26 protein-coding genes are annotated in these 22,148 nt (G+C 62.0%); 17 read left to right on the top strand and 9 right to left on the bottom strand.

Going from position 1 to position 22,148, the window contains the following annotated elements; all coding sequences use genetic code 11:
• Window positions 1–96: 96 nt before the first annotated feature.
• Both FHP91_RS05200 and FHP91_RS05205 read left to right on the top strand, forming a co-directional pair.
• Entirely contained in the window at window positions 97–978 is an 882-nt protein-coding gene (locus FHP91_RS05200) for a DMT family transporter (RefSeq protein ID WP_144308556.1), read from the top strand.
• A 45-nt stretch (window positions 979–1,023) separates the two neighbouring features.
• Window positions 1,024–1,965, top strand: coding sequence for a DUF481 domain-containing protein (locus tag FHP91_RS05205; protein WP_144308557.1), 942 nt, complete (start codon window positions 1,024–1,026; stop codon window positions 1,963–1,965).
• 128 nt (window positions 1,966–2,093) lie between these two features.
• Here the strand turns inward: FHP91_RS05205 and FHP91_RS05210 are convergent, their stop codons facing one another.
• Genes FHP91_RS05210 through FHP91_RS05220 form a run of 3 tightly spaced genes read right to left on the bottom strand, consistent with a single transcriptional unit; the run spans window position 2,094 to window position 3,319 of the window.
• On the bottom strand, window positions 2,094–2,387 hold the full coding sequence (locus FHP91_RS05210) for a DUF1330 domain-containing protein (RefSeq protein ID WP_144308558.1): 294 nt from the start codon (window positions 2,385–2,387) through the stop codon (window positions 2,094–2,096).
• Between the two features lie 36 nt (window positions 2,388–2,423).
• Window positions 2,424–2,708, bottom strand: coding sequence for a cytochrome C oxidase subunit IV family protein (locus tag FHP91_RS05215; protein ID WP_186300242.1), 285 nt, complete (start codon window positions 2,706–2,708; stop codon window positions 2,424–2,426).
• Window positions 2,709–2,719: 11 nt separating this feature from the next.
• On the bottom strand, window positions 2,720–3,319 hold the full coding sequence (locus tag FHP91_RS05220; RefSeq protein WP_186301448.1) for a cytochrome c oxidase subunit 3 family protein: 600 nt from the start codon (window positions 3,317–3,319) through the stop codon (window positions 2,720–2,722).
• A 441-nt stretch (window positions 3,320–3,760) separates the two neighbouring features.
• On the opposite strand from FHP91_RS05220, the gene mnmG reads away from it, so the two are divergent.
• The 13 genes from mnmG to FHP91_RS05285 all read left to right on the top strand — a co-directional run bounded on the left by mnmG (window position 3,761) and on the right by FHP91_RS05285 (window position 15,081).
• Window positions 3,761–5,671, top strand: coding sequence for a tRNA uridine-5-carboxymethylaminomethyl(34) synthesis enzyme MnmG (gene mnmG / locus FHP91_RS05225; protein WP_144308559.1), 1,911 nt, complete (start codon window positions 3,761–3,763; stop codon window positions 5,669–5,671).
• Entirely contained in the window at window positions 5,668–6,303 is a 636-nt protein-coding gene (gene rsmG, locus FHP91_RS05230; protein ID WP_144308560.1) for a 16S rRNA (guanine(527)-N(7))-methyltransferase RsmG, read from the top strand. The genes mnmG and rsmG overlap by 4 nt, the downstream gene beginning before the upstream one ends.
• Window positions 6,303–7,073 carry a ParA family protein gene (locus tag FHP91_RS05235; protein ID WP_144308561.1) on the top strand — a complete coding sequence of 257 codons (771 nt, stop codon included), beginning with the start codon at window positions 6,303–6,305 and terminating at the stop codon, window positions 7,071–7,073. The genes rsmG and FHP91_RS05235 overlap by 1 nt, the downstream gene beginning before the upstream one ends.
• 13 nt (window positions 7,074–7,086) lie before the next feature.
• Entirely contained in the window at window positions 7,087–7,935 is an 849-nt protein-coding gene (locus FHP91_RS05240) for a ParB/RepB/Spo0J family partition protein (RefSeq protein ID WP_144308562.1), read from the top strand.
• A gap of 255 nt (window positions 7,936–8,190) precedes the next feature.
• Window positions 8,191–8,532 carry an ATP synthase subunit I gene (locus FHP91_RS05245; RefSeq protein WP_144308563.1) on the top strand — a complete coding sequence of 114 codons (342 nt, stop codon included), beginning with the start codon at window positions 8,191–8,193 and terminating at the stop codon, window positions 8,530–8,532.
• Window positions 8,533–8,534: 2 nt separating this feature from the next.
• Entirely contained in the window at window positions 8,535–9,362 is an 828-nt protein-coding gene (gene atpB, locus FHP91_RS05250; protein WP_144308564.1) for a F0F1 ATP synthase subunit A, read from the top strand.
• A 63-nt stretch (window positions 9,363–9,425) separates the two neighbouring features.
• A complete protein-coding gene (atpE, locus tag FHP91_RS05255; protein ID WP_144175978.1) occupies window positions 9,426–9,674 on the top strand; it encodes a F0F1 ATP synthase subunit C in 249 nt (82 codons plus the stop codon).
• 47 nt (window positions 9,675–9,721) lie between these two features.
• Window positions 9,722–10,195, top strand: a complete 474-nt coding sequence (locus tag FHP91_RS05260) for a F0F1 ATP synthase subunit B (RefSeq protein ID WP_144308565.1) — start codon at window positions 9,722–9,724, stop codon at window positions 10,193–10,195.
• A gap of 3 nt (window positions 10,196–10,198) precedes the next feature.
• Window positions 10,199–10,735 carry a F0F1 ATP synthase subunit delta gene (locus FHP91_RS05265; RefSeq protein WP_144308566.1) on the top strand — a complete coding sequence of 179 codons (537 nt, stop codon included), beginning with the start codon at window positions 10,199–10,201 and terminating at the stop codon, window positions 10,733–10,735.
• A gap of 10 nt (window positions 10,736–10,745) precedes the next feature.
• Window positions 10,746–12,284: a F0F1 ATP synthase subunit alpha gene (atpA, locus tag FHP91_RS05270; RefSeq protein WP_144175972.1), complete on the top strand. Its 1,539-nt coding sequence runs from the start codon at window positions 10,746–10,748 to the stop codon at window positions 12,282–12,284.
• A gap of 21 nt (window positions 12,285–12,305) precedes the next feature.
• Entirely contained in the window at window positions 12,306–13,175 is an 870-nt protein-coding gene (gene atpG, locus FHP91_RS05275) for a F0F1 ATP synthase subunit gamma (RefSeq protein ID WP_144308567.1), read from the top strand.
• A 25-nt stretch (window positions 13,176–13,200) separates the two neighbouring features.
• A complete protein-coding gene (atpD, locus tag FHP91_RS05280; RefSeq protein ID WP_144308568.1) occupies window positions 13,201–14,601 on the top strand; it encodes a F0F1 ATP synthase subunit beta in 1,401 nt (466 codons plus the stop codon).
• 54 nt (window positions 14,602–14,655) lie between these two features.
• Window positions 14,656–15,081 (top strand): F0F1 ATP synthase subunit epsilon, encoded by a 426-nt coding sequence (locus tag FHP91_RS05285; RefSeq protein ID WP_144175966.1) that lies wholly within the window; start codon window positions 14,656–14,658, stop codon window positions 15,079–15,081.
• A gap of 73 nt (window positions 15,082–15,154) precedes the next feature.
• Here FHP91_RS05285 and FHP91_RS05290 read toward each other — a convergent pair whose 3' ends face one another.
• The 4 genes from FHP91_RS05290 to FHP91_RS05305 are packed head-to-tail and all read right to left on the bottom strand — an operon-like array spanning window position 15,155 to window position 17,757.
• Window positions 15,155–15,742 (bottom strand): ubiquinone biosynthesis accessory factor UbiJ, encoded by a 588-nt coding sequence (locus FHP91_RS05290; protein ID WP_144308569.1) that lies wholly within the window; start codon window positions 15,740–15,742, stop codon window positions 15,155–15,157.
• 3 nt (window positions 15,743–15,745) lie between these two features.
• The gene (locus tag FHP91_RS05295) at window positions 15,746–16,576 is read right to left on the bottom strand and encodes a Tim44 domain-containing protein (protein WP_144308570.1); all 831 of its coding nucleotides are present in this window, start codon (window positions 16,574–16,576) and stop codon (window positions 15,746–15,748) included.
• A 12-nt stretch (window positions 16,577–16,588) separates the two neighbouring features.
• Window positions 16,589–17,329: a bifunctional demethylmenaquinone methyltransferase/2-methoxy-6-polyprenyl-1,4-benzoquinol methylase UbiE gene (gene ubiE / locus FHP91_RS05300; protein WP_144308571.1), complete on the bottom strand. Its 741-nt coding sequence runs from the start codon at window positions 17,327–17,329 to the stop codon at window positions 16,589–16,591.
• A complete protein-coding gene (locus FHP91_RS05305; RefSeq protein WP_144308572.1) occupies window positions 17,329–17,757 on the bottom strand; it encodes a gamma-butyrobetaine hydroxylase-like domain-containing protein in 429 nt (142 codons plus the stop codon). Before FHP91_RS05305 ends, ubiE begins: the two co-directional genes overlap by 1 nt.
• A gap of 190 nt (window positions 17,758–17,947) precedes the next feature.
• Between FHP91_RS05305 and phoB the strand changes: the two genes are divergently transcribed.
• On the top strand, window positions 17,948–18,658 hold the full coding sequence (phoB, locus tag FHP91_RS05310; RefSeq protein ID WP_144308573.1) for a phosphate regulon transcriptional regulator PhoB: 711 nt from the start codon (window positions 17,948–17,950) through the stop codon (window positions 18,656–18,658).
• A gap of 13 nt (window positions 18,659–18,671) precedes the next feature.
• Window positions 18,672–20,015: a phosphate regulon sensor histidine kinase PhoR gene (gene phoR, locus FHP91_RS05315; RefSeq protein ID WP_246116220.1), complete on the top strand. Its 1,344-nt coding sequence runs from the start codon at window positions 18,672–18,674 to the stop codon at window positions 20,013–20,015.
• 18 nt (window positions 20,016–20,033) lie between these two features.
• Here phoR and FHP91_RS05320 read toward each other — a convergent pair whose 3' ends face one another.
• Both FHP91_RS05320 and FHP91_RS05325 read right to left on the bottom strand, forming a co-directional pair.
• The gene (locus FHP91_RS05320; RefSeq protein ID WP_144308574.1) at window positions 20,034–21,626 is read right to left on the bottom strand and encodes a hypothetical protein; all 1,593 of its coding nucleotides are present in this window, start codon (window positions 21,624–21,626) and stop codon (window positions 20,034–20,036) included.
• A 92-nt stretch (window positions 21,627–21,718) separates the two neighbouring features.
• Window positions 21,719–22,135: an HIT family protein gene (locus FHP91_RS05325; protein ID WP_144308575.1), complete on the bottom strand. Its 417-nt coding sequence runs from the start codon at window positions 22,133–22,135 to the stop codon at window positions 21,719–21,721.
• Window positions 22,136–22,148: the final 13 nt, after the last annotated feature.

Genomic DNA, 22,148 nt, shown 5'->3' on the forward strand with positions numbered 1-22,148 from the left:
GCGCACACGACGGCGGACTGCGGTTCGCCGTTTTTTGTTGGTCTCGGAGTCTGCCGTGCGTATTGAATCTGCCGCTTTCCGGTCGGAGGTGTTGCCATGATCCCTGCCCGCAACCTGATCGGGCTGGCGGTGCTGACCCTGATGTGGGGCATCAACTGGCCGGTGATGAAGCTCTCGCTGCGCGAGCTGTCGCCGCTGTATTTTCGCGCCATTACGATGAGTGGCGGCCTGCTGCTGCTGATCTGCTGGTATCGTTCGCGCCGCGTCAGTCTGAGCCTGCCGATGTCGGCGCTGCCGCAGGTGGTGCTGCTGGCGGTGCCGAACATTCTGGGCTGGCATGCGCTGTCGATTTTCGGGGTGCAGGCGCTGGCCTCGGGGCGGGCGGCGATTGTCGGCTTCACCATGCCGATCTGGGTGGTGATCATCGGCGTGCTGTTCTTCCGCGAGAAGATGACGCCGCGTCTGTGGCTGGCCACGGTCTGCTCGGCGGGCGCGGTGGTGTTGCTGCTCTGGCACGAGCTGGATGCCCTCACCGGCCGGCCGGTGGGCGTGCTGTGGATGCTGTCGGCGGCCTTTTGCTGGGCGCTCGGAACCTTGTTGCTCAAGCGCGTGTCTGTGCCGCTGTCCACCGAGGCGCTGACGGTGTGGATGATCGGGCTGGTCGTGCCGGTGGTGTGGGTGCTCGCGGTGTCGCTGGAGCCGGTGCCGAGTCTGGATTTTTCGCCGACCATGTGGGTGGTGCTGGTGTATGGCTTTGCCATCAACTACGGCATTGCGCAGATTTTGTGGTTTTCGATTGCGCGCAGCGTGCCGCCGGTGGCCAGTGGCTTGTCGATCATGTTCATTCCGGTGATCGGGCTGGGCTCGGCGATGGTATTGACTGGCGAGCAGCCGTTTGTTGAAGATTATTTTGCCGCGGCACTGATTGTCGTGGCGCTGGCAACGACGCTTTTGATCGGGCGCCGAAGCAAGCCGTGATCTTGCCGGTGGGGCGGCACGGACTTCTTTGTGAAAGGACACGGAATGGGGCGGACGTTTCGCTCGGGGCTCGCGCTGGCGGGCCTGGTATGGGCCAGCCAGACGTTGGCGATGGTCACCATCACACTCGAAAACGGCGACCGCCTGCGCGGTGAGCTGGTGGCCGAGACGCCCACCGAATTGCGCTTGAAGCATCCGATGCTCGGCGATGTGGTGGTGGCGCGCGACAAGGTGCGCACGCTCGAAGACGGCGACACCGTGGCCCCGCCGCGCCCGAAGCCGACGATTGCCCGCGTGCCGGACAACGGGCTGCTCGGCTCGGGCTGGCTGACCGACTGGCGCCGCCGCATGGAAGTGGGCGTGAGCGGCGCCTCGGGCAAGTCGCAGAACCAGCGGATCAACGTTGGCTTCATGGCCGATTTTGAAGACACCGAGGAGCGCTGGAATCACCGGACGCGTTTTTATCGCCGGCAGTCGGAGGGCGAAACCACTTCGCAGACGCTATCGGTCGCGCTTAACCGCGACGGCCTGGTGCCGGGTTCGCCACGCTTCTATTTCACCGGCGGCCAGTTTGTGCGCGACGACTTCAAGGATTGGGGCAACCGCCTTAACGTGAACACCGGTATCGGTTACCAGTTTGTATCGACCGAGCGCTGGCGCTTGCTCGGCCGTAGCGGCGTGGGTGCGATCCAGACCTGGGGGGGTGAAGACGGCAGCCGGTTTGCGCCCGAGCTGTTGCTCGGCGTGGATTTGAACTGGCGGGTGACGCGCCAGCATTCGGTCGCCCTGACCAATGCCTACCACCCCAATGTGCGTGAGCATGGCGTGTTTCGCAACATTACGTCGGTGGACTGGGTGATCGACCTGGACAAGAGCCTGGGGGCGGGTCTGCAGATTGGTGTGACCAACGAGTACGACTCGGCGCGCGAGCCGGGCGTGGGGCGCAACGACTTCAATTACACCAGCTCGCTGGTGTGGCGGCTGTGAGGGTGTTGGGGGCCGGATGAATCCGGCCTCAGGCGAGGGGTATCAAAATTTGCGTTGTAGGGCCGGATTCATCCGGCCTTGGGCGAGGTTGGATCGGCGTTGCCCAATCCGGCGGGTTGAAACCCGCCTTACGGGTCGAGCCCCTCGACGCTGATCAGCCGCGCCGAGCTGCATTCGTCGCGAATGGCCTTGAGTCCTTGATAGATCGGGCCGGTGTAGAAGTCTTCCCAGGCCTGCATGGAGGGGAATTCGAGCACCACGATGCGCCGCGGCGACCAGTCGCCTTCGTACACCTTGTGGGCGCCGCCGCGCGCAAGATAGCGCCCGCCGGCCGCTTCGAGCGCGGGTTTTACCTTCTGGATGAATTCCTGGTAGCGCGGCACGTCTCGAATCTCGACATCGAAAATCACGTAGGCAGTCATGGGCAGCGCCTCCCGGAGGGTGTCAGTGGGGCCGACTCAAAGTGTGGTGAGCCAAGCAATCTGTGGTCCGAACAGGTCGGTCAGGATCAGCATAACCGGTAGCGCGACGGCGTAGAAGCGCACCAGCCGGCGGATTGACGGATGCGCGCCGCCGAGCTCGAGAAAGTGATCAATCACGACCCGCCCCTTGAAGGCCATCATGGCGGCGACGGTCACCGTAACCCACAGCCCGGGGCTGCCCGCGTTGCCCAGCACGGCGCCGACCAGGGTGAGGCCAAGCAGTAGCAGCCAGGCGAGGGTGAGGCTGCGTTCGTTGTGCATGCGTGGCGTCCTCATGGCAGTACGTAGAACAGCGGAAAGATCATCAGCCAGATCAGGTCGGTGGCATGCCAGTAGCAGGCAAAGGCTTCCAGACCGTCGTGATCCGTGGCGTCGTAGGCACCCATCCAGGTGCGGAACATCACCCACATCAGCCCGAGCAGCCCCCAGCACACATGCACCAGATGGTTGAAGGTGAGGTAGTAATAGGCCATCTGAAAGACTTCGCCATTGCCCGACAGGCCTTGGGCGACATTCCACTGCACCTCGAAAAACTTGACGACTGGATAGCCCATGCCGGTGAACAGCGCCGCCGTGAGCCACTTGAGACAGGTGGCGCGCGCGTTGCGTCGCATGGCCATGACGCCGCGGGCGACGAAGTAGCTGCTGGTGAGCATGATCACCGTGTTGGTGACCCCGGCCAGGGTGGACAGTTGCTGTGGGCCGCCGCGGAAGGCGTCCGGGTGGTGGGCGCGGGCCACAAAGTAGACGAGAAACATCAAGGCGAACTCGGTGAGCTCGCAATAAATGCCGACCCAGATCGCCTTGTTGCCGGGTATGCGACCAAGGACGGGCGCAATTGGCGCCGAGAAAACGGGTGTCGCGATCGACATCTGTGGTGTCGTTCTCAGTGGTTTGGGGTGCTTTCAGTATGGTCAGGCCGCAACGCCGGGGCCAGCGCGACGTGGCGATTTCTTGATGTGGACCAAGCGGGGCATCAAGGTGCCCGATGGACGGCGGCGCCGGGGGAGAACCAGAGCACGGTCGTGCCGGCGAGGCGTCCGCCGCGGCTATCGAAGGCTTCGGCGCGCGGTTGGGGGGCGAAGCGGACGATGGACACGTGCCCGCACCGTAGGCGCGTCGGGCGGCTCGAGAACAGGGGCCTGCGCGTCGGAAATGGCCGGGCGATTCGGGATGCGCGGTTCGTTGTATGTAAGCTCATGTTTTAAAGCAATAAGTTCGTGAAACATTGCAGGGCAAGTCTGGCCTTGCGCGGCGCAAGCGAGTAGAATCGCGGCCTTGCCTTTTTGCCGTTTCTCCGCGCAGGACGCGTCATGCTGTATCCCACTCGATTCGATGTCATTGTTGTTGGCGGCGGCCACGCCGGGACTGAAGCCGCGCTGGCGGCGGCGCGCATGGGCGTCAATACCCTGCTGCTGACCCACAACATCGAGACCCTCGGTCAGATGAGCTGCAACCCGTCGATTGGCGGCATCGGCAAGGGCCATCTGGTCAAAGAGGTCGACGCGCTGGGCGGCGCCATGGCGGCGGCCACGGATGAGGCGGGCATTCAGTTTCGTATCCTCAACGCCTCCAAGGGCCCGGCGGTGCGTGCCACGCGTGCCCAGGCTGATCGCGTGCTGTACAAGGCGGCAATCCGCCGCCGGCTCGAAAACCAGCCGAATCTCACATTGTTTCAGCAGGCGGTGGATGACATCACTGTGGTGGGCGATCGGGTCACCGGCGTGGTCACGCAGTTGGGCATCCGCTTCGAGGCGCCGACCGTGGTGCTCACCGCCGGCACCTTTCTCAACGGCCTGATTCATGTCGGTTTGACCAGTCACTCAGGCGGGCGCGCCGGCGATCAGCCGTCGATTTCGCTGGGTCAGCGCCTGAAAGAACTCAAGCTGCCGCAAGGCCGACTCAAAACCGGCACGCCGCCGCGCATTGACGGCCGCTCGGTTGATTATTCGGTGATGACCGTGCAGCCGGGCGATGACCCGGTGCCGGTGTTCAGTTTCCTCGGTTCGGTGGCGCAGCACCCGGCGCAGCTGCCGTGCTGGATCACCCACACCAATGAGCGCACCCACGAGATCATCCGCAACAACCTCGATCGTTCGCCGATGTATTCGGGCGTGATCGAAGGCGTCGGGCCGCGCTACTGCCCGTCGATCGAAGACAAGATTCACCGCTTCGCCGATAAAAGCAGCCACAACATCTTTCTTGAGCCCGAAGGGCTGGAGACGCACGAAATCTACCCGAACGGGATTTCCACTTCTCTGCCCTTCGATGTGCAGCTGCAGGTGGTGCGCAGTATTGCCGGCATGGAGAACGCCCACATCCTGCGTCCGGGCTACGCCATCGAGTACGACTACTTCGATCCGCGCAATCTCAAGCGTAGCTTCGAAACCAAGACGTTTTCGGGCTTGTTCTTCGCCGGCCAGATCAACGGCACCACCGGCTATGAAGAAGCCGCCGCGCAGGGCCTGCTCGCCGGTGCCAACGCCGCGTTGCAGGTGCAGGGGCGCGAGGCGTGGTGCCCGCGCCGCGACGAAGCCTATCTGGGCGTGCTGGTCGATGACCTGATCACCCGCGGCGTGGCCGAGCCCTACCGAATGTTTACCTCGCGCGCCGAGTATCGCCTCAGCCTGCGCGAAGACAACGCCGACCTGCGCCTGACCGAGCAAGGCCGCGAACTGGGCCTGGTGGACGATGTGCGTTGGGCCGCGTTCTGCGCCAAACGTGAAGCGATTGAGCGTGAAACGGCACGCCTCAAGGCGACCTGGGCACATCCGACCCGCATTCCGGCGGCGGACGCCGAGCGCGTGGTGGGCAAGGCGCTGGAGCGCGAATACACCTTTTTCGATCTGCTGCGCCGACCCAATGTGCGCTACGCCGATCTGATGACCCTGCCGACCGCGCCCGAGACGCCGGAGACGGATGCGCAGGTGGTCGAGCAGCTGGAAATCGCCGCGCAGTATCAAGGCTATATCGACCGCCAGCTCGACGAAGTGGCGCGCACCGCACAGGCCGAATCGACCACGCTGCCGCTGGATCTCGACTACAGCGAGGTGCGTGGCCTGTCGAAAGAAGTGCAGCAGAAACTGGCCGAGCACCGGCCCGAGACCATCGGCCAGGCCGGCCGCATTCAGGGCGTGACCCCGGCGGCCATCTCCTTGCTGCTGGTCTATCTCAAACGCAAACGCGGCGCCGCCGCCTTGAACGACGAAGTGAAACGCGCATGAGCGATATGGCAACGCTGGAACGCGGGCTGGCTGCGATGGGCATTGAATTGCCCGAAGCCGCCCATGAAAAACTGGTGGCTTACGCCGCCCTGCTGGCCAAGTGGAACAAGGTGTACAACCTGACCGCGATTCGCGACAGCAGCCAGATGATGACGCTGCACCTGTTTGACGCGCTGTCAGTGCTGCCGCATCTGGGCGCGGTGACGCGCCTGGCCGATGTGGGCTCCGGCGGCGGCCTGCCCGGCATTCCGCTGGCCATCGCCCGGCCCGAACTGGCGGTGACCTCGATCGAGACGGTCAACAAAAAGGCGACCTTTCAGCAGCAGGCGAAGATCGAGCTCAAGCTGGCCAATTTTGAACCGGTCTGCGCGCGGGTCGAAGAAGTGCGTCGCGATCCGAGTTTTGACGGAATCATTTCGCGCGCCTTCTCCGAGTTGTCGGACTTCATTCGCCTGACCGCCCACTTGCTGGCGCCGGGCGGACGTTTCTACGCCATGAAAGGCGTGTACCCTCACGAGGAAATCGCGCGCCTGCCCGAAGGTTTTCGGGTGGTCGAGTCGGTCGAACTGACGGTGCCGGCGCTCGACGCCCACCGCCACCTGATCATCATCGAACGAAACGGAAATGCCTGATGGCCCGAATCTTTTGCGTGGCAAACCAGAAAGGCGGCGTGGGCAAGACCACCACCTGTGTGAATCTCGCTGCTGCTTTGGTTGCGCGCAAGCAGCGCGTGTTGCTGATCGACCTCGATCCGCAAGGTAATGCCACCGGCGGCAGCGGCATCGACAAGCGCACGCTGACCCGCTCCGTGTACCACTTGCTGGTCGGCCTAGCCGACCTGGCCGCCGTGCGGGTGAGCTCGCCCACCGGCAAATACGATGTGCTGCCGGCCAACCGCGATCTGGCCGGCGCCGAAGTCGAGATGGTCGGCATCGAAGCGCGCGAACATCGGCTCAAAGTGGCGCTGGCCTCGGTGCGGGAAGACTACGATTTCGTGCTCATCGATTGCCCGCCTTCGTTGTCCTTGCTGACACTCAATGGCCTGTGTGCGGCCGACGGCGTGATCATCCCGATGCAGTGCGAGTACTACGCGCTGGAGGGCTTGTCCGACCTGGTCAACACGATCAAGAAGGTGCACGCCAACCTCAACCGCGATCTGAAGATCATCGGTCTGTTGCGTGTGATGTTCGACCCGCGCATGACGCTGCAGCAGCAGGTGTCGGCGCAGCTCGAATCGCATTTTGGCGACAAGGTGTTCAAGGCCGTGGTGCCGCGCAATGTGCGCCTGGCCGAAGCGCCCAGCCATGGTATGCCGGGCGTGGTCTACGATCGCACCGCCAAGGGCGCCGTGGCGTATCTCGACTTTGCCAAAGAAATGATCAAACGGGTGCAGACCCTCTAGGAAACGACTGACTATGGCGCCTCCGAAACTCAAAGGTCTTGGTCGCGGGCTGGATGCCCTCCTCGCGGCAAACGCAGACGATACCGAGAAGGGCGAACTGCAGGTCTTGCCAGTAGGCGCCTTGCAGCCGGGCAAATACCAGCCACGCACGCGCATGGACCCCGGTTCGCTCGAAGAACTGGCCGCCTCCATCAAGGCCCAGGGCGTGATGCAGCCGATCCTGGTGCGTCCGGTGGGGCCGGATCGCTACGAGATCATTGCTGGTGAGCGGCGCTGGCGCGCCTCGCAGATCGCTGGGCTGGATTCAGCGCCCTGCCTGGTGCGCGAGATCCCCGACGAGGCCGCGCTGGCCATGTCGCTGATCGAAAACATCCAGCGCGAAAACCTCAATCCGCTCGAAGAAGCCGCCGGTATTCAGCGCCTAATCGACGAATTCGAAATGACGCATCAGCAGGCCGCCGACGCGGTCGGTCGGTCGCGCCCGGCGGCGACCAACCTGCTGCGTCTGCTGCAACTGGCCTCGCCGGTGCAGGAGTTGCTGATGGCCGGTGATATTGACATGGGCCATGCGCGCGCGCTGCTGCCGCTTGATCCGGCCGGACAGATCCAGTTTGCCAATCGCGCGGCGGGGCGAGGCTTGTCGGTGCGCGAGGTCGAGCGCCTGGTGCATCACGAGCTGAAGCCGCGCAGTCTGCGCGCCAAGGCCGCGCCCGACCGGGATCTGCTGCGTCTGGAAGAAGAGCTGTCGGATGCGCTCGGCGCAAGCGTCACGATCAAGGCCAATCGCAAAGGGGCGGGTGCGCTGTCGATCGGCTTCGGTAGCCTCGATCAGCTCGAAGGTCTGCTGTCGAGGCTGCGCTGAGCCAGCCAATGCGTCATCCCGGTGCATGGCGCACCAGCGTTGACTGCAATGTCTTATAAATAACATCAGGGCTGGATCCAAGGCCCCGCGCGGATCACGGCCCGACGGGCCGCTTTTCCAGCCGTGGCAAGGGTTTGGAGTGCGCCTTGTTGCGGTGCAAAACGGGTTTGACTTTACTACGGTAAACCCCTAGTATTGCCGAGATTTTTTGAGTCGCTGATTGGCTATTTTGCGGATCAGCGCGTAAGGGAAGGGATGTTCAAGGCTGTCGGTTTTCAGCTCATCGCGACATTACTCGCCGCGGTGCTGTCCGCAGCGCTGTTCGGGCCAAAAGGGGCGCTGTCTGCCGCCGTTGGCGGATTGGCTTGCGTGGTGCCGAATGCGTTGTTTGCCTTGAAGCTTGCTGCCACAAGTGGTCGGCGGCCCGAGTCTTACCCTGCTGCTTTTTTCGTCGGCGAGTTTATTAAGGTCGCCGCGATTGTGGGATTACTGGTGTTGGCAGCTACCTTGATCGAAGGTCTCCACTGGGGGGCGCTTCTGATCGGTATGGTGCTGGCGCTCAAGGCGAATTTGTTTGCATTTTGGGTGAAGAATTAACCATGGCTACAGCAGGGCACGCTCCCACCGCTTCCGAGTACATCGTCCACCACCTGACCCAGTTGAACACGTCGGGTCATGCACAGCAGAACGTCATTGACTGGTCGATCATCAACATCGATACGGTCTTTTATTCCGTTCTGATTGGTGCTGTTTCCCTTTACTTCCTCTGGCGTGCCGCCAGCAAGGCGACTTCCGGCGTGCCGGGCCGCTTCCAGGCCGCTGTCGAGATTCTGGTCGACATGGTGGCTGATCAGGCCAAGGGCATCATTCACTCCGCCGAGTCGCGCAAATTTGTCGCACCGCTGGCGCTGACCGTGTTCGTCTGGATCTTCATGATGAACGCGATGGACTTGTTGCCGGTCGATCTGCTGCCGCGCATCGGCGAGATGTTCGGCATTCCCTACATGCGTGTGGTCGCCACGGCTGACCTCAACGGCGCCCTGGGTATGTCGATCGGCGTGCTGCTGGTGTGCATCTACTACAACATCAAGATCAAGGGCGCCAAGGGTTGGATTCACGAGCTTTTCACCGCGCCTTTCGGTAACCATCCCCTGCTCTACCCGGTGAACTTCATCATGCAGATGATCGAGTTCCTGGCCAAGACTGTCTCGCACGGCATGCGATTGTTCGGCAACATGTACGCGGGTGAGCTGGTGTTCATGCTGATCGCGCTGCTCGGTGGTACGGCGACGGTGATGGGCTTTGTCGGTCACGTGATTGCCGGCTCGGTCTGGGCAATCTTCCACATTCTGATTATTACCTTGCAGGCATTCATCTTCATGATGCTGGCGCTGGTGTATATCGGTCAGGCTCACGAGAGCCACTAATAAAAAGTTTCTTTTTAACCCCGGGTTTCAGCAGAAAACCGTTTTTTCTTTGAAGGAGTTGTCATGGAACACGTTCTGGGCTTTGTTGCGCTGGCCGCTGGTCTGATCATCGGTCTGGGTGCCGTCGGTGCATGTATCGGTATCGGCATCATGGGTAGCAAGTACCTCGAAGCGTCGGCTCGTCAGCCCGAGCTGATGAACGCGCTGCAGACCAAGATGTTCCTGCTGGCCGGTCTGATCGACGCTGCATTCCTGATCGGCGTTGGTATTGCCATGATGTTCGCGTTCGCCAACCCGTTCCAGCTCGCCTGATCTCCGGGTCGTTTGTTTTACCCAACGAACCATAAGGACATCGCAACGTGAATCTGAACGCTACCCTGATCGCTCAGCTCGTGGTGTTCTTCATTCTGGTCGTCTTCACGATGAAATTCGTGTGGCCGCCCATTGTGAAGGCACTCGACGAACGGGCGAAGAAGGTCGCGGACGGGCTGGCGGCTGCGGATAAAGCGAAGGCCGATCTGGCCCACGCCGAGAAGAAGGTTGTCGAGGAAATGCGCAAAGCCCGCGAGTCGGCTGGCGATGTGCGCACCTCTGCTGAAAAGCAGGCATCCACTCTGATCGACGAGGCCCGTGCCGAAGCTGGCCGCATCATCGCCGCCGCGCGTGAAGCAGCAGAAGGCGAAGCCGCCGCTGCCGCTCAACGCGCCAAGGAAGCCCTGCGTGACCAAATTGCCATCCTGGCGCTCGCCGGCGCAGAGAAAATCCTGCGCAAGGAAGTCGACGCCAAGGCCCACGCCGAACTGCTGGCAAACCTGAAACAGGAACTGCAATAAGTCATGGCCGAGAACGTCACCATCGCGCGCCCCTACGCCGAAGCCGCTTTCAAGCTGGCTGAAGGGGCTGGTGCGCTGGGGCCCTGGTCGGAAGCCCTGGATCGGATGGCCTTTGCCGCCTCCGATGAACGGATGAAAACATGTATCAACGATCCCAAGCTCGGCGCTGACAAGCTCGCCGAGCTGTTTATCGGGATCGTTGGTGGTTCCTTCGACGATGCGCAGAAGAATTTTGTGCATGTGTTGATCGAGAATGAACGTCTGCAGGTGCTTCCCGAGATCCGTGACCTGTTCGTTGTACGTAAGAACGAACACGAAGGCGTGCTGGATGCGGAAATTGTTTCCGCTTTCCCGCTCGACGACGCAGCGCTGAAGACGCTGACCGAACAGCTTGAAGCCCGATTCAAGGCCAAGCTGAGCGTGTCGGTGTCGGTGGACCCCGAACTGATCGGTGGCGTCACCATTACTATCGGCGATGACGTTATCGACGCCTCGGTCCGCGGCAAGCTCGCGAACATGGCCGCTGCGCTTAAGAACTAGGAGCATTGGAATGCAACTTAACCCCTCTGAAATCAGTGACCTGATTAAGAGCCGGATCCAGGACCTGCAGCTTGCCGCGACGTCGCGCAACGAAGGTACCGTCGTTTCCGTTACGGACGGTATCTGTCGTGTTCACGGTCTCGCCGACGTGATGCAAGGCGAAATGCTGGAGTTCCCCGGCAATACGTTTGGTTTGGCGCTCAACCTCGAGCGTGATTCGGTTGGCGCGGTGGTGCTCGGTGAATACGAGCACATCATCGAAGGCGACACCGTCAAGGCCACTGGCCGCATTCTCGAAGTCCCGGTCGGCCCCGAGCTGATTGGTCGCGTCGTCAATGCGCTGGGTCAGCCGATTGACGGCAAGGGCCCGATCAACGCCAAGATGACCGACAAGATCGAAAAGGTCGCCCCGGGCGTGATCGATCGCCAGTCCGTTTCTCAGCCGGTTCAAACCGGTCTGAAGTCGGTCGACGCGATGGTGCCGGTGGGCCGTGGTCAGCGCGAGCTGATCATTGGCGACCGTCAGACAGGCAAGACCGCTGTCGCCGTCGATGCGATCATCAACCAGAAAGGCCAGAACATGTTCTGCGTCTACGTGGCTATCGGTCAGAAGGCGTCGACCGTCGCTAACGTGGTGCGCAAGCTGGAAGAGAACGGCGCGATGGAATACACCATCGTCGTGGCCGCGACCGCTTCCGAATCGGCCGCCATGCAATACCTGTCAGCCTACTCCGGCTGCACCATGGGCGAGTACTTCCGCGACCGTGGTCAAGACGCACTGATCGTTTATGACGATCTGACCAAACAAGCCTGGGCCTACCGTCAGGTGTCCTTGCTGCTGCGCCGTCCGCCGGGCCGTGAAGCCTACCCGGGTGACGTGTTCTATCTGCACTCCCGTCTGCTCGAGCGCGCTGCCCGTGTGAATGCGGATTACGTTGAAAAGTTCACCAACGGTGAAGTCAAAGGCAAGACCGGTTCGCTGACCGCCCTGCCCGTGATCGAAACCCAGGCAGGTGACGTGTCTGCCTTCGTGCCGACCAACGTGATTTCGATTACCGACGGCCAGATCTTCCTTGAGACCGACCTGTTCAACGCCGGTATCCGCCCCGCCATCAACGCCGGTATCTCGGTGTCGCGCGTGGGTGGTGCTGCCCAGACCAAGGTCATCAAGAAGCTCGGTGGCGGTGTGCGTCTGGCGCTGGCCCAGTATCGCGAGTTGGCTGCGTTTGCACAGTTCGCTTCCGATCTGGACGAAGCCACCCGCAAGCAGCTTGAGCGTGGTCGCCTGGTGACCGAGCTGATGAAGCAGCCGCAGTACGCGCCGATGTCGGTTGCGGACATGGCGGTGACCCTGTATGCCTCCAACAACGGTTACTTCGACGGTGTCGAAGTGAGCCGCGTGCTGGCATTCGAGGCCGCGCTGCACCAGTTCATCAAAACCAAGTATTCGGCTTTGCTTGAAAAGATTGCCAGCACCCTGAATCTCGACGGCGACGACGAGAAGACCTTGGCTGCTGCGGTCGACGAGTTCAAGAAGAGCTGGGCTTAAACCTGCGTACGGAGACGGAATATGGCAAGCGGTAAGGAAATCCGTACGAAGATCAAGAGTGTTCAAAACACTCGAAAGATCACGAAGGCCATGGAAATGGTGGCCGCATCGAAAATGCGCAAAGCGCAGGAACGCATGCGTGCCGCCCGTCCGTACGCCGAGAAGATCCGCCGACTCGCCGCGAACCTGTCTCAGGCAAATATCACCGAGTATCAGCACCCGTTCCTGACCAAGAAAGATGACGTCAAGCGTGTCGGCGTCATCGTGGTCACCACGGACAAGGGGCTTTGCGGCGGCTTGAACACCAACATCCTGCGCCAGCTCATGGGCGAGATGAAGGGGTGGCAAGCACAGGGGGCGACGGAAATTCGCGCCACGTGTATCGGTAACAAGGGCTACGGCTTCATGCAGCGGGTCGGCGTCAAAGTCGCCTCGCATGCCATCCAGCTCGGCGATACACCGCATCTCGAAAAGCTGATCGGTCCGGTCAAAGTCATTCTGGATGCATTCCAGAACGGCGAACTTGACGCTGTCTATCTGGCCTATACCCGCTTCATCAACACGATGAAGCAGGAGGGTCAGGTCGAGCAGCTGCTGCCGCTGACCGGTGAGCGACTGGGTGCGCCTGAAGGGTCGTGGGACTACCTGTACGAGCCCGATCCCCAGGTGGTGATTGATGAAATGCTTGTGCGTTACGTCGAAGCCCTGGTGTATCAGGCTGTGGCCGAGAACATGGCTTCCGAACAGAGCGCGCGGATGGTGGCAATGAAGGCTGCTTCCGACAATGCGAAGACCGTCATTGGCGATCTGCAACTGGTCTACAACAAGACCCGTCAGGCCGCCATTACGAAAGAGCTCTCGGAAATTGTCGCTGGTGCCGCTGCGGTCTAACGGATTATTGATTTAAGGAAAAACGATGAGTACTGGTACGATCGTTCAGTGCATCGGCGCGGTGGTGGACATCCAGTTCCCGCGCAATGAGATGCCCAAAGTTTATGACGCCCTGAAGCTTGAGGACGCAGCAAACTCCTTCGCCGAAGCCGGTCTGACCTTCGAGGTTCAGCAGCTGTTGGGTGATGGTGTGGCGCGTACGATTGCCATGGGTTCTTCCGATGGCCTGCGCCGCGGCATGAAAGTGGCCGGCACCGGGCAAGGTATTTCGGTTCCCGTCGGTCACGGCACCCTGGGTCGCATCATGGACGTGCTGGGTCGCCCAATCGACGAAGCCGGCCCGATCGACTCCGACGAGTTGCGTCAGATTCACCAGAAGGCCCCGAAATTCGACGAGCTGTCCCCGTCGGTCGAGCTGCTCGAAACTGGCATCAAGGTGATTGACCTGATCTGCCCGTTCGCCAAGGGCGGTAAGGTCGGTCTGTTCGGTGGCGCCGGTGTGGGCAAGACCGTGAACATGATGGAGCTGATCAACAACATCGCCAAGCAGCACGCCGGTCTGTCGGTGTTTGCCGGTGTGGGTGAGCGCACTCGTGAAGGTAACGACTTCTATCACGAGATGAAAGACTCCAACGTGCTCGACAAGGTCGCGATGGTGTTCGGTCAGATGAACGAACCCCCGGGAAACCGTCTGCGCGTCGCGCTGACCGGTCTGACCATGGCCGAGCGTTTCCGTGACGACGGTCGTGACATCCTGTTCTTCGTTGATAACATCTACCGTTACACCCTGGCCGGTACCGAAGTGTCCGCGCTGCTGGGTCGTATGCCTTCCGCCGTAGGCTACCAGCCGACGCTGGCTGAAGAGATGGGTCGTCTGCAAGAGCGGATTACCTCGACCAAGGTGGGTTCGATTACGTCGATTCAGGCCGTGTATGTGCCTGCGGATGACTTGACCGATCCGTCGCCCGCAACGACCTTCTTGCACCTCGACTCCACCGTCGTGCTGTCGCGTGACATCGCCGCGCTGGGTATCTACCCTGCCGTTGATCCGCTCGACTCCACCAGCCGCCAGCTCGATCCGCTGGTCGTTGGCGAAGAGCACTACAACGTGGCCCGTCAGGTTCAGCAGACGCTGCAGAAGTACAAGGAATTGCGCGACATCATCGCGATTCTGGGTATGGACGAGTTGTCGCCGGAAGACAAGCTGGCAGTGACCCGCGCACGGAAAATCCAGCGCTTCCTGTCGCAGCCCTTCCACGTTGCTGAAGTCTTTACCGGTTCGCCGGGCAAGTACGTCACGCTCAAGGACACGATCAAGGGCTTCAAGATGATCGTGAGCGGCGAGTGTGATCAGCTGCCGGAGCAGGCCTTCTATATGGTTGGTGGCATCGAAGAAGCCATCGAGAAGGCCAAGACCCTCCAGTAAGCATGCCCAATGCCCCGCCCCCTTGCGGGCGGGGCAGAATCGGAGGATAAAGCTATGGCTATGACCGTTCATGTAGACATCGTCAGCGCGGAAGAAGAAATTTTTTCCGGCCTGGCTGAATTCGTCGCCCTCCCGGGCGAGACGGGTGAGCTCGGCATTCTGCCGGGGCACATGCCGCTGATGACCCGGATCAAGCCGGGTGCGGTGCGTGTCAAGGTCCAGAATCAGGCAGAGGAAGAGCTGATTTTTGTGGCAGGTGGTTTGCTGGAAGTTCAGCCCGGTCGTGTGACCGTGCTGGCCGACACGGCCATCCGTGGCAAGGATCTCGACGAAGCGAAAGCCCTCGAGGCCAAGCGTCGTGCCGAGGAAGCCTTGCAGAATCAGAAGGGCGATATCGATTACGCCGCGGCGCAAGCCGAGTTGGCCGAAGCGATTGCCCAGCTGGCTGCTATCAAGAAGCTGCGTAACCCGCGCCACTGAGACGTACGGCAGTGTGTCGGCAAAGAAAAAGCAGCCTTCGGGCTGCTTTTTCTTTGGTGGTCCCAGCGCGGGCTTAAGTCGTGGATGCCTCGGTGTGCGTCAGTCGTTTGATGCGCTTGTCCAGACGACTCATCGTGTCGCGAATGTGCCTCAGTCGCTCGGCGTGCAGAAGCAGCTCAGCTTGCGGGACCAGCAAGCGCCCTTCGTGTGCAAGATACTCGCTGGCGTTGGCGGCAATTCGCCCGCCGGTTTCTGGAATGGCCTGCACGATGTGGCTGGCTGTCTGGTGCGCACGACGGCCGATGATGGGGCCGAAAATGCGTGCCAAGTCAGCCTCGCCGTCCCAGCGAAGATGGCGGAACACGAAACTCAGGCTGTCGGCCAGATCCGCCTGACCACTGATCTTGACCTGTGACATGGCGGCGTCAACGCCATCCGGCAGCTTGGCCAGGGCATCTGGCGCCAGGGTGATGATGACCGAGGGGGTGACGTCCGGCGCACTTTTCGCAAAGTAACCGTCAGGTCCGATCGCAAAGCTCAGGCTGATGCCGCCGATGACGACGGCTGCTACCGCGCCTTCGTGTTCACGAAGGCGCTTGCGTGCCCACTCAGCCTGTGCGAGCAGGTGATTGATGCCGCCGGCGGCGACCTTTGTGAGCATGCGTCAGTGGGCTTGCTGAATGCCGGAGATCAACCATCCGCCATCGGCGCTGATCGGCTTGGTCAGGTGCCAGACCTCGTCGAAGGCTTCCGGTGCCGCATCGCGATTTTCGCGGATCAGGCCATGGAAGCGCACGCTCACGATATAGCGTTCGGCTTCGGTGACCACCTCGATGACATCGGCCGTGAGGTCGACCACGTCGGTCTGCTGCCCGCCATCGGCACGCTCGTCGAGCTGCATCTTGACCTCGGCAAAGACGTCCGGCGTGGTGAAGGCGCGGATGTCGTCCAGATTGCCGGCATCGTAAGCGGCCTGCATGCGGATGAAGTTGATCTTGGCTTGACGAACAAAACCGGCTTCGTCGAAGTCACTTTGTGCGGCTGCAGCGCTGCTGCCACCGGCTGGCGCGGTATTGAAGCGCGTGTCGGCGGCGTCGTTGGTTGGCGTGGGGCCGGCGTATTGCATGCCCTGCGGTGCGTGCTGAGTGGCGCCCCCCGCGAAGCGGCGGAAGAGCCTGAAGGCGACGAAGGCGAGCAGTGCCATCAGCAGCAGGCTGCCGAGTTCTTCACTCATGCCGAGGTGAGAAAACAGGGCGGCGAGGCCGAGGCCGGCAGCCAGACCGGCAATCGGGCCGAGCCAGCTATTGCGCTTGGGGGCTGCGTTGGTGGCGGCGCCAGCCTTGGGCGCGGTGGGTGCGGCTTTGGGGGTGGCCGCTGGCGCGCTACGCTGCATACCAAAGGACTTGCTACCGCCGAAGCGCTTGGCTTCAGCTTCTCCGGCCGACAGGCCGAGCGCGAAGGCGCAGGCGATCAGGGCGACAAAGCTACGAATCATTGGATACTCCGGTCAGTGGATTTTGAAGCCCCGGTGCAGCGCGACAACGCCACCGGTCATGTTGAAGTAATCGACTTTTTCGAGGCCGATTTGTTCCATCAGGGTTTTCAATTCTTCCTGGCCCGGATGCATGCGGATCGACTCGGCTAGATAGCGATAGCTATCGGCATCGCCCGCGACCTTTTGTCCAAGCCAGGGCAAGAGTTTGAAGGAGTAGAGGTCGTAGGCCGGCGCCAACGGCTTGTAGACTTGCGAGAATTCGAGTACCAGCAATTGACCGCCGGGTTTGAGGACGCGGCGCATTTCGGCCAGCGCCTGGTCCTTGTGGGTCATGTTGCGCAGCCCGAAAGCGACCGTCACGACATTGAAGTAGTTGTCGGGGAAGGGCAGCTTCTCGGCGTCGCACTGGGCGACGGGCAGCGGATGGCCGCGGTCGATCAGACGGTCGCGACCATGCGAGAGCATGGCGCCGTTGATGTCGGTCAGCCAGACCTGCCCGGTCGGCCCGACCCGTTTGGCAAAGGCCAGCGACAGGTCGGCGGTGCCGCCGGCGACATCCAGCACGCGATGGCCGGCACGCACGCCGGCGATCTGAATGGTGAAGGTCTTCCAGATGCGATGCAGACCGAGCGACATCAGGTCATTCATGATGTCGTAATTGCTGGCCACCGAGGAGAAAACGCCGGCAACCCGTTTGGCTTTTTCGGTTTCGGCCACCGATTCGAAGCCGAAATGCGTGGTTTTGTCGTTCATCAGTGCTTGTGTCCTGCGCCGCAGCCGCCGCCCGTGGCGGGGCGGGTGGTGGTGTCGATATCGCGGCTGGCGTTCTCTGCCGTGAGCCGCTCAAGGTAGTCTTGCCACAGGGTGTCGTGTTGCTCGCCGAGCATGAGCAGGTAGTCCCAAGAGTACAGCCCGCTGTCGTGTCCGTCGGAAAAGATGATCTTGAGTGCGTAGTTGCCCACCTGCTCCACGCCATTGACCCCCACATTGCGTTTGCCGGTTTGCAGGACTTCCTGGCCGGCGCCGTGGCCGCGGACTTCCGCCGAGGGCGAGTAGACGCGCAGGAATTCAAAGGGCAGCGCATAGCGCGCACCATTGTCGAACGCGACCTCAAGCACCCGGGACTGGGTACGCAGGACGATGTCGGTGGGGAGGGGTGTGGTCGAGTCGAGGCCAGCCATGATGCGCCACCCGGGCGGTTGGGCCCGTAGAGTTAACGGAGTGTGCAATGATACCTGATGGCAGGCGCCGCTTACATTTGACCGGCTGGCGAGTTGGGCGGCGCAGACGCGACGTTGCGATGGCGTGACGTGTCATGAAACCGTCAAATAGCTGCAATAGACTGTCGCACAACGATTTGGAGTGTCGATCATGTCCGCCAATATTCTCGTCGTTGAAGACGAGCCTGCGATTCAGGAACTCATTGCCGCCAACCTCGGCCGTGCTGGCCATCACGTCATCCGTGCAGCGGATGCCGAGACGGCGCAGCGCATCGTGCGCGAGGCTTTGCCGGATCTGATCTTGCTCGACTGGATGCTGCCGGGCATGCCCGGCATCGATCTGGCCCGCCGGCTGCGTGCCGAGGAGCGGACGCGGGACATTCCGCTGATCATGCTCACCGCGCGGGGCGAAGAGCAGGACAAGGTGCAGGGCCTGGAGACCGGGGCCGACGATTACATCACCAAGCCCTTCAGCCCGCGTGAGCTGGTGGCTCGGATCAAGGCCGTGTTACGCCGCCGGGCGCCTCAGGCGACCGAAGATCCGGTGTTGATCGGTGGTCTGCTGCTGGACCCGGTAACGCATCGCATCACGGCTGGCGACACACCGATTGCGCTCGGCCCGACGGAGTTCCGGCTGTTGCACTTCCTCATGACCCACCCCGAACGGGTGCACTCGCGCACCCAGTTGCTCGATCAGGTCTGGGGCGACCATGTGTTTGTCGAAGAGCGCACCGTCGACGTGCATATCCGCCGCCTGCGCTGCGCCCTTGAGCCGACCCTGCATGATCGCCTGATTCAGACCGTGCGCGGCAGTGGCTATCGCCTTTCCGCCCAGGCGGACAGCGAATCGACCGTGCGATAATCCAGCGGTCGTCTTGGCTGACAGGGGATTCGCCATTCACACTGCACGTTATGTCTGGACGGCGCTCGTCGGCGCATTGGCGCTTATCGCGGTGATCGCCACGCTGTGCGCCATCTTGATTTCGCCCTTGCTGGGGAGTCTGGTCGCGCTTGTTGGCGTGTTATGGATGCTGTTTCAACACCATGCCCATCTGGCCCGCCTGGTGCGCTGGGCCCACCGACCGATTGGTCAGGCCCCTTTGCCCCAGGCGAGTGGCCTGTGGGATCTGGTCTATTCCGATCTGAATCGCAATGTACGGCAAGCGACTATCGAGCGCGCAAAGCTCAGTGCGGAGCTGGAACGCTTTCGTGATGCCAGCCAGGCCATGCCGGACGGGGTGATGTACCTGTCCCTGACCGGCAGCATCGAGTGGATCAATCGTCGTGCGGCTGAAGACCTCGGGCTCGATCTCGACCGCGACCGCGGGGCGCCGATTACCAATCTCGTCCGCCAACCCGACTTCGTGCACTACCTCGAGGCGGGTGATTACAGCGAACCTTTCCTGTTTCATCCGGTTCGGCGCAAGGGCGCAGCCTTGCTGGTTCAGGTGATTACTTTCGGTGACGGCCGGCGGATGGTGATTTCACGCGATGTGACCCAGATCGAAAAGCTTGAAACCATGCGCCGCGACTTTGTCGCCAATGTGTCGCATGAGCTGCGCACGCCCCTGACGGTGGTGTCCGGTTTCATTGAAACCGTGCTGGATGGTCTGGACGATGTGCCGCGCGAAGATGTGTTGCGCTACCTGGGCATGGCGCACGAGCAGGCCGCCCGCATGCAGCGCCTGATTCAGGATTTGTTGATGCTGTCCGCGCTCGAAACCGGGGCGCCGCAGCCGGTCGAGGATGTCTTTGACGTGGTCGGGCTGGTGCGCGAAGTGGCGCGCGAGACCGAGGCGCTGTCCGCGGGACGTCATCAGGTGACGGTGGTCGCCAGCGATATGTGCCAGATCCAAGGCAGCGCCAAGGAGCTTCACAGCGCCTTTGCCAACCTGGCCAGCAACGCGATTCGGTATTCACCCAATGGGGGCGAGATTCAGCTGCGCTGGCGTTTGCTGGACTCGGGCGCCGGGGAGTTCTGTGTGAGCGACAACGGCATCGGCATTGCGCCGGAGCATATTCCGCGGCTGACGGAGCGCTTTTACCGGGTCGATCGCGGGCGCTCGCGCGAGACCGGGGGAACCGGCCTGGGTCTGGCCATCGTCAAGCATGTGCTGACGCGGCATCAGGCCGAGCTGAAAATCACCAGTGATCCGGGTGAGGGCAGCTGTTTTTGTGCCGTGCTGCCGGCACGCCGGATTGTGCCGACACGGTCTTGACGTGGCGCGCCGCGCCGCTCAGGACCGCCCCAGGGTAGTGAATTCCACCCGGTCAAAGTTGCTGCCGCGGGTCACCAGGCGGGTGAGCCGGATCTGCATGACTTCGCCGCCCATCTTGAGCTCGACAATGCGTTGCGACTGATACCAGGCCGCCGGCAACACCAGGCTCGGACCGGCCTTCAGCGCCGGAACGGCCGGCAGCAGAAAGCCCAGCTTGTACGGATCTTTCGTGTTTGCGTGCAGGCCGATCAAGCGGGCGGCAACGCCCTCGGGTAAGCCCGGCATGACATGTACGCCAAGTTCCATCACGCCATCGGGTCGATACATCAGCCAGCTGATGTGTGCCAGCAGATAGTGTTGGCCGTCTGGCGGACGGATGCCGACCAGTTGGTGATGTTCGAATCGTTTGGCACTCGGTTGCGACTGGAGCCGGAAGCCGCCCACGGATTGGTCGAGAATCTCCCACAGCTGGGGGATGTAGCCGCGTTCGATGGCTAGGCGTTTGAGCGCCTCGGGCTGCATCGGCACCTCTTCGGCGCGCTCGCCGAAGGTGATGGCGGCGATGTCGGTCTGCAGCGGGTTGAAGGCGCTGATTTTTGGCGACTCGAAAGGCTTGCCCAGCACATAGAAGCCAATCGCTTCCCACTCCGAGCACAGGCCGAGGCGACCGCGCGTAGCGCGGCGGGTGTAGCGACGGCCGGCTGAGGCGAGACCCCAGGGGCGGTAGAGCGAGAGTAGCAGGCGGCCGCCGGCCTCAGTCGAGCAGTCGTCACCCAGGCCGAGTGAGGTGGGGGTGACGCCTTGTTTGAACTGGGTGAGGACGGCTTGGATCTGGCCGGCCAGGCGGCTGCCGTCGAAGCGGCGCAGGTGCGGCGAGCTGGTCAGCGTGGCGATCGGGCGCAGGCCGTGGTCGCGGCTCAGGTCCATGGCATAGGTGCTGGGCTTGTCGGACTCTTGCGGTAGATGCAGGGTGCAGTAGGGCGCGAAGCGCTGTGCCCAGCGGCAGACCCAGACGAACTCGCGCTGGCTGCGGCCAAAGGGGTTGGACAGGTCGACCAGCAACACGGCGACATAGGCCTCGACGCTGCTTTGCGCTTTCCAGACCTCGTTCAGCGGGTCGGCCACCCGGGTGCGGGCGACGCCTTGCTGTTCGGCGACCGCGTAGCCAGCATGGAAGTCCAGCCACAGGCCCTTGGGGACTGCGCGATGGGCACGGAAGTATTCGAGCAGCACATTGCCGCTGTAGTGCAGGCGACGTTGCAGTAGCGTCGGACGCTGCGCGCCGAGCGCCTCGCGGGTGGCGTCACGTTGGGCGATCTGTGCGTAAGACTGGGCGAGTTCTTGCCACAGTTTGACTACCTTGGCGAGCGTCGCCTCCTCCAGGCTGTCGGGCGGCAGCGGATGATCGGCGTAGCGTTTGGCCAGTTCTTCCTGAACGAAAGCGATCGACGACCGTGCACTCTCCAGCACCTCGAAATGCAGCTCGGGCGATGGCGGCGTGGCATGCAGCGCCGCCACAATGGCCGCGAGCGTCGTGTGGCTTTCGCCCACGTTGACCGGGTTGAGGTTCCGGATTGTCGCCAGTGCGACGGTCGGATCGGAATAATTCATGGTGTCCCTTTTGGGCGCGTTATTGTTTTTGCGTCAAGTCATGCTGCACTGCGTCTGACTGCCCTGCATGATGACCTGCCCTGTGCTCGCGATCAATCATCCATTCGGCCAATCTCTTCGGTCAGCGCAATTGCCAGTTGGGTGTCGCTGACCGCCGGCTGGGCGGGGGCGGCGCGTTTTGGCTCAGCCCAGATGGGGTCGGGAAAGTGGGCGTCGTCGGCATAGCGGGCAATGACGTGCCAGTGCAGGTGCGGCACCATGTTGCCCAGGCTCGCCAGATTGATCTTGGTGGGCGAAAACACTTGGCGCACGGCGGCTTCTGTCGCCAGCGTGATGTGCATTAGATGGGCGCGATCGGGCACCGTCAGATCCGTCATTTCCGCCACATGTGCATGCCAGATCACCCGACAATAGCCGTGATAGTGCGCGTCGGCGACCCGAATGACACGACATCGGTCGTCGCGCCACAGTATGCGTTCGGCCTCAGGCTGGCACAGCGGACATGCCATCGGATCTCCTGTT

This window comes from Denitromonas halophila (assembly GCF_007625155.1).
Lineage (GTDB): Bacteria > Pseudomonadota > Gammaproteobacteria > Burkholderiales > Rhodocyclaceae > Nitrogeniibacter > Nitrogeniibacter halophilus.

What these genes read in the sequence shown, in the direction of transcription:
- mnmG (WP_144308559.1), top strand. Translation starts at nt 3,761, where the DNA reads ATGCTGTATCCCACTCGATTCGATGTCATTGTTGTTGGCGGCGGCCAC.
- FHP91_RS05245 (WP_144308563.1), top strand. Translation starts at nt 8,191, where the DNA reads ATGTTCAAGGCTGTCGGTTTTCAGCTCATCGCGACATTACTCGCCGCG.
- atpA (WP_144175972.1), top strand. Translation starts at nt 10,746, where the DNA reads ATGCAACTTAACCCCTCTGAAATCAGTGACCTGATTAAGAGCCGGATC.
- atpG (WP_144308567.1), top strand. Translation starts at nt 12,306, where the DNA reads ATGGCAAGCGGTAAGGAAATCCGTACGAAGATCAAGAGTGTTCAAAAC.
- FHP91_RS05285 (WP_144175966.1), top strand. Translation starts at nt 14,656, where the DNA reads ATGGCTATGACCGTTCATGTAGACATCGTCAGCGCGGAAGAAGAAATT.
- FHP91_RS05235 (WP_144308561.1), top strand. Translation starts at nt 6,303, where the DNA reads ATGGCCCGAATCTTTTGCGTGGCAAACCAGAAAGGCGGCGTGGGCAAG.
- atpB (WP_144308564.1), top strand. Translation starts at nt 8,535, where the DNA reads ATGGCTACAGCAGGGCACGCTCCCACCGCTTCCGAGTACATCGTCCAC.
- FHP91_RS05325 (WP_144308575.1), bottom strand. Translation starts at nt 22,135, where the DNA reads ATGGCATGTCCGCTGTGCCAGCCTGAGGCCGAACGCATACTGTGGCGC.
- ubiE (WP_144308571.1), bottom strand. Translation starts at nt 17,329, where the DNA reads ATGAACGACAAAACCACGCATTTCGGCTTCGAATCGGTGGCCGAAACC.
- FHP91_RS05210 (WP_144308558.1), bottom strand. Translation starts at nt 2,387, where the DNA reads ATGACTGCCTACGTGATTTTCGATGTCGAGATTCGAGACGTGCCGCGC.
- FHP91_RS05320 (WP_144308574.1), bottom strand. Translation starts at nt 21,626, where the DNA reads ATGAATTATTCCGATCCGACCGTCGCACTGGCGACAATCCGGAACCTC.
- FHP91_RS05240 (WP_144308562.1), top strand. Translation starts at nt 7,087, where the DNA reads ATGGCGCCTCCGAAACTCAAAGGTCTTGGTCGCGGGCTGGATGCCCTC.
- FHP91_RS05220 (WP_186301448.1), bottom strand. Translation starts at nt 3,319, where the DNA reads ATGTCGATCGCGACACCCGTTTTCTCGGCGCCAATTGCGCCCGTCCTT.
- FHP91_RS05215 (WP_186300242.1), bottom strand. Translation starts at nt 2,708, where the DNA reads ATGCACAACGAACGCAGCCTCACCCTCGCCTGGCTGCTACTGCTTGGC.
- FHP91_RS05200 (WP_144308556.1), top strand. Translation starts at nt 97, where the DNA reads ATGATCCCTGCCCGCAACCTGATCGGGCTGGCGGTGCTGACCCTGATG.
- FHP91_RS05305 (WP_144308572.1), bottom strand. Translation starts at nt 17,757, where the DNA reads ATGGCTGGCCTCGACTCGACCACACCCCTCCCCACCGACATCGTCCTG.
- FHP91_RS05290 (WP_144308569.1), bottom strand. Translation starts at nt 15,742, where the DNA reads ATGCTCACAAAGGTCGCCGCCGGCGGCATCAATCACCTGCTCGCACAG.
- atpE (WP_144175978.1), top strand. Translation starts at nt 9,426, where the DNA reads ATGGAACACGTTCTGGGCTTTGTTGCGCTGGCCGCTGGTCTGATCATC.
- atpD (WP_144308568.1), top strand. Translation starts at nt 13,201, where the DNA reads ATGAGTACTGGTACGATCGTTCAGTGCATCGGCGCGGTGGTGGACATC.
- rsmG (WP_144308560.1), top strand. Translation starts at nt 5,668, where the DNA reads ATGAGCGATATGGCAACGCTGGAACGCGGGCTGGCTGCGATGGGCATT.
- FHP91_RS05205 (WP_144308557.1), top strand. Translation starts at nt 1,024, where the DNA reads ATGGGGCGGACGTTTCGCTCGGGGCTCGCGCTGGCGGGCCTGGTATGG.
- FHP91_RS05295 (WP_144308570.1), bottom strand. Translation starts at nt 16,576, where the DNA reads ATGATTCGTAGCTTTGTCGCCCTGATCGCCTGCGCCTTCGCGCTCGGC.
- phoB (WP_144308573.1), top strand. Translation starts at nt 17,948, where the DNA reads ATGTCCGCCAATATTCTCGTCGTTGAAGACGAGCCTGCGATTCAGGAA.
- FHP91_RS05265 (WP_144308566.1), top strand. Translation starts at nt 10,199, where the DNA reads ATGGCCGAGAACGTCACCATCGCGCGCCCCTACGCCGAAGCCGCTTTC.